The following is a 13,510-nucleotide window of genomic DNA, read 5'->3' as shown; positions in this document are numbered from 1 at the left end:
CTGCCCAATAGCGGATTTGAAGGCATAATAAAAGTCGAAAAGTCGGTGTCATTCATAACCCACCATATAAAACTCTTTTAAAGAGTAATTACAACATGAATGCCACCATGGATTGTTTTTCTCACAACTCATTTTCCTGTGAGAAACGGAACGGACTCAAACTGACCAGGACATGGCCAGTTTAGATTTCATTTTAAGGACCAGTCGCACTGATATGGCTAAGGACTTCTTGTCTCTTGGCCTAGGTGCGTCTCGCACGAACTGGAAGGATGTATCTATGGTAGATAGACAACAGAATTCACAAGGTCTCTATACTCCAGAACTGGAGCATGACGCTTGTGGTATCGGTTTTGTTGCTCACCTAAAAAACCGTAAATCTCATGAAGTAGTTACTCAAGCTCTAGATATGCTTGCGCGTATGGAACACCGTGGAGGTCAAGGTTGTGACCCATGTAGCGGTGATGGCGCAGGTATTCTGATTCAGAAGCCTCACGAGTTCTTACTTGAAGAAGCAGTGAAACTTGGCATCAAACTCCCATCATTTGAAAAATATGGTGTGGGTGTTGTGCTGTTTCCTAAGGACGAATACAAACGCGAGCAATGTCGCGATATTCTTCAACGTAATGCTAAACGCCTTGATCTTGAAATTCTTGGCTACCGCGTATTACCGACAGACAACTCAATGTTGGGTGCCGATCCACTAAGCACTGAGCCTCAGTTTGAGCATGTGTTTATTTCTGGCGGTCCAGGTATGACACCTGATGAGTTAGAACGAAAACTGTACGTTTTACGTAACTATACAGTACGTGTATGTCTGGAAAGCGTTTCTAATATCGGTGATGACTTCTATATCAACTCTTTATCTTATAAGACGATTATATATAAAGGTCAGTTAACTACTGAACAAGTTCCTCAGTACTTCTTAGATTTGCAAAATCCAACGATGGTATCAGCGCTTGCATTGGTACACTCTCGTTTCTCAACGAATACGTTCCCAAGATGGCGTCTTGCTCAGCCTTTCCGTTATATCGCTCACAACGGTGAAATCAACACGGTTCGCGGTAACTTAAACTGGATGAAGGCGCGTGAAGCGATCCTAGAGTCAAAACTGTTTACTAAAGCAGAAATTGATATGCTGCTTCCTATTTGTCAGGAAGGCGCTTCAGATTCTGCAAACTTTGACATGGTGTTAGAGCTACTTGTTCTTTCTGGCCGTAGCCTACCTCATGCATTAATGATGATGATTCCAGAAGCATGGCAAGAAAATCCAAATATGGATCCAAAACGCCGTGCGTTCTATCAGTACCACGCAAACGTCATGGAACCATGGGATGGTCCAGCATCAGTCTGCTTTACAGATGGTGTGACAGTAGGTGCAACTCTAGACCGTAATGGTCTTCGTCCTTCTCGCTATACAGTGACCAAAGACAACTTCCTAGTTATGGCATCAGAAACGGGTGCGGTTGATATCGCTCCTGAAAATGTGGAATATCGTGGTCGCTTACAACCAGGACGTATCTTCGTAGCAGACCTTGAAGAAGGTCGAATCATTTCTGATGAAGAAGTGAAAGATGCTATCGCTGAATCTCAACCATACGAGCAATGGGTCAAAGACAATCTGCTAAGTTTGAAAGAGCTACCAAAAGCAGAAACTGGACATAGTCAACCAAAACCAGAGCGTCTTCTTCACCGTCAACAAGCATTCGGCGTTACCAGAGAAGAAGTGGATGATATCATCCTTACTTTGGCTGAAACTGGATATGAACCTCTAGGTTCAATGGGTGCGGACTGGCCTCTTGCCGTTCTATCACACCAGTCACAGCATTTATCTCACTATTTCAAACAGTTGTTTGCTCAGGTAACAAACCCACCGATCGACCCGATCCGTGAACGTATGGTTATGTCGCTCAAAACTTATATCGGTAAAGAGCAAAACCTACTGACTGAGTCACCAGCACACTGCCGTAAAGTGGAACTGGACTCTCCAGTTATTTCTAATGCTGAATTAGAGAAACTGCGTGCGATTGATAACGAGCACCTACAAGCCAAAACGCTTGATATCGTGTTCCAAGCAAGTGGTGAAACAGGCAAACTTGAGCGTGCGTTGAAACGTATTTGTCAATACGCTGAAGATGCTGTTATCGACGGATACTCAATCATCCTTCTGACTGACCGTGCTGCAAACTCTAACCATGCTGCTATTCCAGCAATGTTGGCAGTCGGTGCTGTGCATCACCATTTAATTCGCAAAGGTCTGCGCTCTAAGTGCGGTATCGTTGTCGAAACAGGTGACGCACGTGAGACTCATCACTTTGCAACTTTAGTTGGCTATGGTGCTAACGCGGTTAACCCGTATTTAGTGACGGAGACAATTGTTGAACTACAACGCATCAACAAACTTAACGCAGAGAAATCCGTTGAGGAGCTGTTTAACAACTTCCGTAAAGGCGTAAACATGGGTCTGTTGAAAATCTTCTCTAAAATGGGGATTTCAACACTGCAGTCTTACCACGGTGCTCAGATTTTTGAAGCTCTTGGTATCAGCAAAGCCGTTGTCGATAAATATTTCACTGGTACGGTTACCCGTATCCAAGGTTTATCTCTGGACGATATAGCGAAAGAAGTTGTCGTTCGTCATAGAGTTGGCTATCCATTACGTGAAATCCCACTGCAAATGCTTGATGTTGGCGGTGTTTATCAATGGAAACAGCGCGGTGAAAACCACCTATTTAACCCAACAACGATCTCGTTGCTTCAGCAATCAACTCGCAGTAAAGACTATGCGAAATTCAAGCAATATACGAAAGCCGTTGATACTCAGGGTGATAAAGCCGTTACACTACGTAGCCAATTAGACTTTGTGAAAAACCCAGCGGGCTCGATTCCTATCGATCAGGTTGAACCTATCGAAAGTATCGTAAGACGCTTTGCAACCGGTGCGATGTCATTTGGTTCTATTTCACACGAAGCGCACTCGACTCTTGCTATTGCAATGAACCGCCTAGGAGCAAAATCAAACTCTGGTGAAGGTGGTGAGGATCCAATCCGTTTCGCTCGTAAAGAAAACGGAGATTGGGAACGCTCTGCAATTAAACAGGTTGCCTCTGGACGTTTCGGTGTTACTTCTTACTACCTAACTAACGCTGATGAGCTACAGATCAAGATGGCTCAGGGTGCGAAACCTGGTGAAGGTGGTCAGTTACCAGGCGATAAAGTGGACGATTGGATCGGTGCAACTCGTCACTCAACCCCAGGGGTTGGTTTGATTTCACCACCGCCACACCACGACATTTATTCTATCGAAGATTTAGCTCAGCTTATCTTTGACCTGAAAAATGCCAACCGCGCTGGCCGCGTGAACGTCAAGCTCGTATCTGAGGCGGGTGTAGGTACTATCGCTTCTGGTGTTGCTAAAGCAAAAGCAGACGTTGTACTTATCGCAGGTTACGACGGTGGTACTGGTGCTTCACCGATTTCATCCATTCGTCACACAGGTCTGCCTTGGGAATTAGGTTTGGCTGAAACTCACCAGACACTGCTCAAAAATGGTCTGCGTAACCGTATCGTCGTACAGGCTGATGGTCAGATGAAAACACCTCGCGATCTAGCGATTGCCACTCTGCTTGGTGCAGAAGAATGGGGTGTCGCAACTGCTGCATTGGTAGTAGAAGGCTGTATTATGATGCGTAAGTGTCATAAGAATACGTGTCCTGTTGGTATCGCAACACAAAACAAAACACTACGTGAGCGCTTTGATGGCCGAGTAGAAGACGTTGTGACTTTCTTCCAGTATATGGCTCAGGGTCTACGTGAAATCATGGCAGAGCTTGGCTTCCGTACTATCGATGAAATGGTAGGTCAGGCGAACAAGCTAAAAGTACGTGATGATATCAATCACTGGAAATACAAAAACTTGGATCTGTCTTCCATTCTGTATATGGAACCACCACGTGCAGAAGATGGTATCTACTGTCAAACACAGCAGAACCATGGTCTTGATAACATTCTAGATCGCAAATTGATTGAAGCCGCCGCTCCCGCTATTGAGCGTGGTGAAGCCGTTTCAGCTGAGTTCCCTATCATCAACACTGACCGTAGTGCGGGAACTATGCTTTCAAATGAAATATCAAAAGTTTACAAAGACAAAGGCTTGCCAAAAACAATGAACGTTAAGTTCAAAGGCTCTGCAGGCCAGTCGTTTGGTGCTTTCCTCGCTAAGGGCGTTAAATTCGAAGTTGAAGGCGATGCCAACGACTACTGGGGTAAAGGTCTATCAGGCGGTACTTTGGTTCTTTATCCTGACACTAAATCCACTATTGTTGCTGAAGACAACATCGTTGTTGGTAACGTTTGTTTCTACGGCGCAACATCAGGTGAATCCTACATTCGTGGTAAAGCCGGTGAGCGTTTCTGTGTTCGTAACTCTGGCGCACGAGTTGTTGTTGAAGGTGTTGGTGATCACGGTTGTGAATACATGACGGGTGGTATTGCGGTTATTCTTGGTTCAACAGGACGTAACTTCGCTGCAGGTATGAGCGGTGGTATTGCGTATGTTTGGGATAAAGATGGTGACTTCGATACTAAACTGAACCCAGAACTGGTCGACTTAGATCCTATCTCTGCTGAAGATAAAACACTTCTTTCAGAGATGTTGACTAAGCATCAGGTACTCACAGGAAGTGATGTTGCTAAATCGTTCCTTGCTAACTTCGAAGAAAACCTGAAATCACTGGTAAAAGTTATGCCACGTGATTACAAACGAGTACTTCAACAGCGCAAGGAAGCAGCACAAGCGGCGAAAGAACAGCAAGTGGAGGCAGTATAATGGGTAAGCCTACTGGATTTTTAGAAAACGGACGTGAGTTGCCAAAAAAACTGGACCCTTCTGTTCGTATTCAAAACAACAAAGAATTTGTCCTGGACAAAGATTTTGGCTCTAAAATCAAAACTCAGGCATCGCGTTGTATGGATTGTGGTGTACCTTTCTGCCACAGTGGTTGCCCTATCGGTAACATCATTCCTGAATTCAATGATGCTGTGTATCGCGATAGCTGGGAAGAGGCGTGGAACATATTAAGTTCAACGAATAACTTCCCCGAGTTTACGGGACGTGTTTGTCCGGCACCTTGTGAAAGTGCTTGTGTCCTGGGTATAAACCAGGACCCAATTACGATCTGTAATATCGAGAAGAACATTGTCGAGACTGCGTATCGTGAAGGATATGCAAAACCGAAGACACCACGTGCTCGTACAGGCAAAACAATTGCCATTATCGGTTCGGGTCCCGCAGGACTTTCAGCTGCTGAACAGCTAAACAGTGCAGGTCATACTGTAACCGTGTATGAGCGTGATGAAAAAGTCGGCGGTCTGTTACGCTTCGGTATTCCAGACTTCAAACTTGGTTCTGACGTCATCGATCGTAAAATCGATTTGATGGAAAAAGCAGGCATCAAATTTGTCGTGAATGCACACATAGGCGTTGATATTAATGCCCAGCAACTTCGTCATGAATACGATGTTGTTCTGCTGACAGGCGGTTCAACCGTGCCTCGTAATCTACCGATACCAGGTCGTGAACTTAATGGCGTTTACTTTGCGATGCAATTCCTTGGTCAAAATAACCGTCGTGCGAATAACATGGATTTAAAAACAGATGAAATTCATGCGAAAGATAAGCACGTTGTTGTTATTGGTGGTGGTGATACAGGTTCTGACTGCGTTGGTACGTCTAATCGTCATGGCGCAAAAAGTGTCACGCAGGTTGAGATCATGCCAGTCCCACCAGAAAAGCGTCCTGCGAATATGCCTTGGCCACAGTATCCAATGATTCTAAAAACAACCACTTCGCATGAGGAAGGTTGTGAGCGTCATTGGAATATTCTGACTAAAGAATTTATCGGTAACGATAAAGGTGAAGTCTGTGGTTTACGTATCGCAGATATCGTATGGAAAGACGCAGCTCCGGGTGAACGCCCTACTTTTGATGAAGTTGAAGGTAGTGAACGCGTTATCCCATGTGATATGGCATTTCTTGCGATGGGCTTCTTGCACCCAGAACCAACAGGTGTACTAGCTCAACTTGATATCAAATTGGATGATCGCGGTAACGTCGCAACAAGTGACTTCCAAACCAACCAAAAAGGAATTTTTGCTGCAGGTGATATGCGCACTGGTCAATCTCTCGTCGTACGTTGTATCAACGAAGGACGTGAATGTGCTCGTGCAGTAGATGCTTACCTCATGGGTGGCTCTAACCTTGAAGCAAAAGCCGATTCACTTATGTTGTCTGCATAAGTGGTAACTTCCCCTGGCACGTTTGGTCTCGAGTCAGGGGGTTTTTGAGATGAAAACTCCTTCCGAGCATTTCTCATTGGTCAGTATCCTGTACTGACCTTTTTTCTATCTAAAAAACCTTCACACCTTTGCCACACAACGATAATCAAAGCCTTGCATAATCTGTATCTTATCGTTGCTTGGGTATATACTTAACAGAACGTTTTTCTTTCGTTGGGTGAATCACCTGATTTTATCTTTTGGTGAGCTATCTCAGTGTTTAGAAATTGAATAATATCCTTTTTGTACATTTTTTAACGAATCTCTTGATCTTTATCATTAATCGCTATAGCTTGGGAGATCCGCATCATATTGGCACGGGTTAAATTGGTTTTTTAATCTTTTTTAACGAATGTATATTCAATAAATTCCTATAATAAAGAATAGTTAGTCATTTTACTGTCTCACGACAGAAAGCAAAGGGAGAGTTGCAATGGCTCTATACGATCCTCGTCTCGAAAGAGACAACTGCGGATTCGGTTTGATTGCACATATGGAAGGTCAAACCAGTCATAAACTAGTTAGAACTGCGATTTCAGCGTTAGATCGCATGACCCACCGAGGTGGTATTGCCGCCGATGGGAAAACTGGTGATGGCTGTGGTCTACTTCTACAAAAGCCTGATGGGTATTTACGCCTCGTCGCACAAGAACAAGGCTGGAAACTGGGTAAACAGTTTGCGGTCGGAATGATATTTCTCAGCACTGATCCTGTTAAGGCTCAAGCTGCTGTTAACATAATTAATGAAGAACTCGCACAAGAGACCATGACCGTTAATGGTTGGAGAAAAGTCCCAACCAATTCAAACGTTCTTGGCCCTATCGCAAAAGAGTCTCTACCCGATATTCAACAAGTCTTTATTTCTGCACCTGCAGGATGGAGACCACAAGATATTGAGCGTCGTCTGTACATTGCTAGAAGGCGCATGGAAAAACGCATTGTTAATGATAGCGATTTTTACATCTGTTCATTATCAACACAGGTTATCGTTTACAAAGGCCTGTGTATGCCTGCAGACTTACCTCGCTTCTATTTGGATCTAGCCGATCTTCGAATGGAATCGTCGATCTGTCTATTCCACCAACGTTTTTCAACTAACACACAACCTCGATGGCCACTTGCACAGCCGTTCCGCTATTTAGCGCACAATGGTGAGATCAATACCATTCAGGGGAACCGTCAATGGGCTCGCGCTCGTGCCTATAAATTTGTTTCCCCTCTCTTGCCCGATCTACAATCGGCTGCACCATTCGTGAACGAAACAGGCTCAGACTCATCAAGCTTGGATAACATGCTCGAATTGTTCCTAGCTGGTGGTATGGACTTGTTCCGTGCGATGCGTATGCTCGTGCCGCCAGCTTGGCAGCACCATCCAGATATGGATCCTGAGCTTCGTGCTTTCTATGATTTCAACTCAAAGCACATGGAACCATGGGATGGTCCTGCTGGGATAGTTCTGTCTGATGGCCGTTATGCGGCATGTAACTTAGACAGAAACGGCTTACGTCCTGCTCGTTATGTTATTACCAAAGACAAGCTAATTACATTAGCATCTGAAGTCGGTATTTGGGATTACGCACCCGATGAAGTTGCTGAGAAAGGACGTGTCGGTCCCGGAGAGCTCTTGGTTATTGACACCAAGGTAGGAAAACTGTGGCAATCAAAAGAGATTGATAACGATCTGAAAAGTCGTCACCCATACGGCGAATGGATGAAAAATAACGTTTATCGTCTCACACCATTTGCTGAACTCGGTGACGATAAAATTGGTGAGGCCAGCTTAAACAAAGACGTACTTAAGACTTATCAAAAGCAATTCGCAATGTCGAATGAAGAGGTAAATCAAGTACTTCATGTTTTAGCAGATATGGGTCAAGAAGCCGTTGGTTCTATGGGCGATGATACACCTATGGCTGTATTGTCTTCAAAAGAGCGTTTGGTTACAGACTACTTCCGTCAGAAATTCGCTCAGGTAACGAACCCTCCTATCGATCCTTTGCGTGAAAAACACGTCATGTCACTCGCGACATGTATCGGTCAGGAAATGAACGTCTTTAATGAAACAGATGGTCTTGCTCACCGAGTGACCTTTGATTCACCTGTGCTACTTTATTCCGATATTCAGCAACTTCTTGAACTGAGTGACGAGCACTACAACAACGTGACTCTGGATATCAACTACAACCCTGAAGAAAAAGATCTCAAACAAGCCATTCTGGATCTTTGTGACGAAGCAGAGAAACTGACCCGTGAAGGAACTGTGTTACTCGTTCTATCCGATCGTAAAATCGAGAAGGGCAAACTTCCAATCCCTGCGGCAATGGTCGTCGGTGCCGTTCACAACCGCTTGGTTGATGCTCAGCTACGCTGTGACGCTAACATCGTTGTAGAGACAGCAACTGCACGTGATCCACACCAATTTGCCGTGTTAATTGGATTCGGAGCAACCGCTATCTATCCGTATCTAGCGTACGAAACGATTGCGAAGCTAGTTGATGACGGAGCATTAGATAAAGATTACCGTCAAGCAATGCAAAACTATCAGTATGGTATTAACAAAGGCCTGTATAAAATCATGTCCAAAATGGGCATTTCTACAGTGGCCTCTTATCGCTGCTCACAACTCTTCGAAGCTGTTGGATTAAGCCAAGAGCTTGTCGATCTATGCTTTAACGGCGTGACTACGCGTATTCAGGGGGCAAGTTTTGATGATTTCCAACAAGACCTCTTCAATCTTTCTCGTAAAGCGTGGACAAAACGTAAAGAGATCGATCATGGTGGTCTGCTGAAATTTGTTCATGGTGGTGAATACCATGCCTACAATCCTGATGTGGTAAGCACTCTTCAGAAAGCTGTACGCTCAGGAGAGCCTGCAGATTACAAAGCTTTTGCTGAGCAAGTGAACTCCCGCCCTGTCGCTACACTTCGTGATCTCATGAAGTTAAAACAAGGCGGTCAATCAATCGCACTCGACAAAGTTGAAGATAAGCAGCTATTGTTTAAACGTTTTGACTCAGCAGCAATGTCGATCGGCGCTCTTAGTCCTGAGGCTCATGAAGCTCTGGCTACCGCAATGAACCGTTTGGGTGGATTCTCTAACTCAGGTGAAGGTGGTGAAGACCCACGTCGCTTTGGTACGGAGAGAAATTCACGTATCAAGCAAGTGGCATCAGGCCGATTTGGGGTAACGCCTCACTACCTAACCAATGCCGATGTACTGCAGATCAAAGTTGCTCAAGGTGCAAAACCTGGAGAAGGCGGCCAGTTACCTGGTCATAAAGTCACTGCAGAAATCGCAAAACTACGTTACTCAGTACAAGGCGTAACGTTAATATCACCTCCACCACACCATGATATTTATTCTATTGAAGACTTAGCTCAACTTATCTTCGATTTGAAACAGGTCAATCCAAAGGCCTTGGTATCCGTGAAGCTCGTATCTGAACCTGGTGTTGGCACGATTGCTACTGGTGTTGCCAAAGCGTATGCCGATCTCATCACTATCTCTGGATACGATGGTGGTACCGCAGCTAGTCCACTAACATCGGTTAAGTATGCGGGTAGTCCATGGGAACTTGGTTTAGCCGAAACTCAACAAGCCCTCGTTGCAAACGGTCTGCGTCATAAAATCCGTCTACAAGTTGACGGTGGTATGAAAACAGGTCTTGATGTCATCAAAGGTGCCATCCTTGGTGCAGAAAGCTTTGGCTTTGGCACGGGTCCTATGGTTGCTATGGGATGTAAATTCCTTAGAATCTGCCATCTGAATAACTGTGCGACAGGCGTTGCGACTCAAGATGAAACGCTACGCAAAGAATACTTCAAAGGTCTGCCTGAAATGGTCATCAACTATTTCACAGGATTAGCCGAAGAAGTTCGAGGTTATCTGGCACAATTGGGTGTTGAAAAACTGACTGATTTAATCGGTCGTACCGATTTACTTGAAGTTGCTGAAGGCATTACAGCCAAACAAAGCAAGTTAGATTTATCGGGTATTCTGGAAAAACCAGTCTCTCCTGATAACTTGCCATTGTTCTGTACTGAACCTAACAAGCCGTTCGATAAAGCCGTACTCAATCAGAAGATTGTCGACGATGCTCTTGCTTCAGTAGAAAAACAAGAAGCGCTCGATCTTTACTACGATGTTATCAATACTGATCGCTCTGTTGGTGCTCGTCTATCGGGTGAAATAGCGCAACGTTATGGTAACCAAGGTTTAGCAGGTAACCCAATTCGAGTTCATTTACAGGGAACCGCAGGCCAATCGTTTGGAGTCTGGAACGCTGGTGGTCTAGAGCTTTACCTAACTGGTGATGCTAATGACTACGTCGGTAAAGGTATGGCGGGTGGTAAGCTGGTTATCCGCCCTCATTTAGGAACCGCCTTCCAATGTAACGATGCAACCATCATTGGTAATACTTGTTTATACGGAGCAACTGGCGGGAAATTATTCGCAGCCGGCAAGGCCGGAGAACGTTTTGGCGTACGAAACTCAGGAACCATTGCAGTTATTGAAGGTGCAGGCGATAACGCATGTGAATATATGACAGGCGGTATTGTGGCGATTCTAGGTGCAACAGGCGTGAACTTTGGCGCAGGTATGACCGGTGGCTTTGCCTATGTACTGGATGAAAACGATGACTTCCAGGGTCGAGTAAACAACGAATCTGTTGAGGCGATCTCCCTTGAAGATCTCTATATTCACCAGGAACATTTACGCGGTCTAATCGCAGAACATTTAGAAGAGACAGGGTCGGTTCACGCTGAAAATATCTTGGCGAACTTTGATCACTGGATACCTAAATTCTATCTGATTAAACCACAAGCGGCTGATCTACAAACTCTTCTGGGTCACCAAAGTCGTAGTGCAGCAGAACTTCGTGTTCAGGCACAGTAATAGGAGGGAGCCTGATTTATGAGCCAGAATGTTTATCAATTCATCGATGTAAACCGAGTTGATCCAGCGAAGAAACCGATCAATATCCGTAAGATTGAATTTGTAGAAATATACGAGCCCTTCACTAAACAACAAGCGACCGCTCAGGCGGATCGCTGTTTAGATTGTGGTAACCCATACTGTGAATGGAAATGTCCCGTACATAACTATATTCCTCAATGGCTGAAACTTGCCAACGAGGGACGTATTCTAGAAGCTGTTGAATTATCTCACCAAACCAACAGCTTGCCTGAAGTGTGTGGACGTGTATGCCCACAAGACCGTCTTTGTGAAGGGTCTTGTACCCTAAACGACGATTTTGGCGCAGTCACCATTGGTAATATTGAGAAATATATTACCGACAAAGCATTTGAGATGGGCTGGAAACCAGACATGTCAAAAGTTGAATGGACAGATAAGAAAGTTGCTGTTATTGGTGCTGGGCCCGCAGGCTTAGCAGCAGCGGATATCCTGGTCAGAAATGGTGTTAAGCCCGTTGTTTTTGACAAGTATCCTGAGATTGGTGGTCTGCTCACTTTTGGTATTCCTTCATTTAAACTCGAAAAGAGTGTTATGGAAAACCGTCGCCGTATCTTTACGGAAATGGGGGTGGAATTCCGCCTAAATACCGAAGTCGGTAAAGATGTTGAAATGCAGTCGCTTATCGATGACTACGATGCTGTTTTTCTCGGTGTGGGTACGTATAAATATATGCGTGCAGGTCTTGCGAATGAAGACGCTGAAGGTGTCTACGATGCACTACCATTCTTGATTTCAAATACTTATAAAGTATTAGGATTAGAAAGCCCAGATCCATTTGTAAATATGGAAGGTAAACAGGTCGTTGTTCTGGGTGGTGGTGATACCGCAATGGACTGTGTTCGTACCTCAATTCGTCAAGGCGCAAGCAATGTGATTTGTGCGTATCGCCGTGACGAAGAAAATATGCCTGGTTCACGACGTGAGGTGAAAAACGCGCGTGAAGAAGGCGTAGAATTCATGTTTAACCTTCAACCATTAGGGGTAGAGCTGGATTCTCGTGGTAACGTATCGGGTGTCAAGGTGGTCAAAACAGCACTTGGAGAACCTGATGCTGCGGGTCGCCGTAGACCTGAGCCAGTAGAAGGTAGCGAACATATATTACCAGCAGATGCAGTCATCATGGCATTTGGCTTTCAACCGCACGCAATGCCTTGGTTAGAACCATTTGGTGTTGATGTTGATGATCGTGGACGAATCAAAGCGCCATTAACACAGTCATTTCAATATCAAACATCCAATGAAAAAATCTTTGCCGGCGGTGATGCAGTGAGAGGTTCTGACTTGGTCGTTACTGCAATTGATGAAGGACGAAAAGCCGCAGAAGGGATTCTCGATTTCCTCGATGTCTAACTTCCACTTAGCGTTTTTTCTCTAAATGCTCCAATAAAAGGTTGCCTCAACGGCAACCTTTTTTGTATTTAGCCAATCCCTTGATTGTAGTTAGAAATAATAGAAACATGCTAAACTAAACCCAACTCATCCGTTCTATAAAGAGATTAATTATGAAAGTAGGCATCATTGGCGCAATGGAGCAAGAAGTTACCATTCTTAAAAACCAGATCACCGGATTAAAAGAAGAAAAGAAAGGTGGCTGCACTTTTTACTCAGGTCAAATAAATGGTGTTGAAGTTGTCCTACTCCAGTCAGGTATTGGTAAAGTAGCGGCTGCAGTGGGCACGGCTATCCTTTTGGAAAATTACCAGGTTAATTGCGTGATTAACACCGGTTCTGCCGGAGGCTTTGATAGCAGCTTAAACGTAGGTGACGTCGTTATCTCATCCGAAGTGAGACATCATGATGCGGATGTGACTGCATTTGGTTATGAGATTGGTCAGATGGCAAGTCAGCCTGCAGCGTTCATTGCTGATCCCAAACTCATGGACATTGCAGAACAGGTGTTATCCTCACTGGGAGACAAACACGCGGTTAAAGGGTTAATCTGTACAGGTGATGTATTTGTTTGCACCGCAGAACAACAAGCGTTAATTCGTAAAAACTTCCCTTCTGTTATTGCTGTTGAAATGGAAGCATCTGCGATCGCTCAGACTTGCCATCAGTTTGACGTTCCTTTTGTCGTTGTAAGAGCGATTTCCGATGTTGCCGATAAAGAGTCACCAATGTCATTCGAAGAGTTTTTACCCGTTGCAGCACAAAGCTCATCAGAAATGGTCTTAAATATGTTGCCACTCATCAAGTAAG

At 44.7% G+C, this 13,510-nt stretch carries 5 protein-coding genes; all 5 read left to right on the top strand.

Annotation, left to right across the window (positions count from 1 at the left end; translation table 11 throughout):
* Positions 1-277: 277 nt before the first annotated feature.
* A complete protein-coding gene (gene gltB / locus EES38_RS11740; protein ID WP_166434254.1) occupies positions 278-4,825 on the top strand; it encodes a glutamate synthase large subunit in 4,548 nt (1,515 codons plus the stop codon).
* A complete protein-coding gene (locus tag EES38_RS11735; protein WP_124937387.1) occupies positions 4,825-6,294 on the top strand; it encodes a glutamate synthase subunit beta in 1,470 nt (489 codons plus the stop codon). Before gltB (EES38_RS11740) ends, EES38_RS11735 begins: the two co-directional genes overlap by 1 nt.
* Before the next feature lie 472 nt (positions 6,295-6,766).
* Positions 6,767-11,230, top strand: coding sequence for a glutamate synthase large subunit (gene gltB / locus EES38_RS11730; protein WP_124937386.1), 4,464 nt, complete (start codon positions 6,767-6,769; stop codon positions 11,228-11,230).
* A gap of 18 nt (positions 11,231-11,248) precedes the next feature.
* The gene (locus EES38_RS11725; protein WP_124937385.1) at positions 11,249-12,661 is read left to right on the top strand and encodes an FAD-dependent oxidoreductase; all 1,413 of its coding nucleotides are present in this window, start codon (positions 11,249-11,251) and stop codon (positions 12,659-12,661) included.
* Positions 12,662-12,813: 152 nt separating this feature from the next.
* The gene (gene mtnN, locus EES38_RS11720; protein WP_124937384.1) at positions 12,814-13,509 is read left to right on the top strand and encodes a 5'-methylthioadenosine/S-adenosylhomocysteine nucleosidase; all 696 of its coding nucleotides are present in this window, start codon (positions 12,814-12,816) and stop codon (positions 13,507-13,509) included.
* The last annotated feature ends 1 nt before the right edge of the window (position 13,510 follow it).

The sequence above is a fragment of the Vibrio viridaestus genome (genome assembly GCF_003856525.1).
GTDB lineage: Bacteria > Pseudomonadota > Gammaproteobacteria > Enterobacterales > Vibrionaceae > Vibrio > Vibrio viridaestus.
This window is presented reverse-complemented; position numbering and strand designations above follow the sequence as displayed.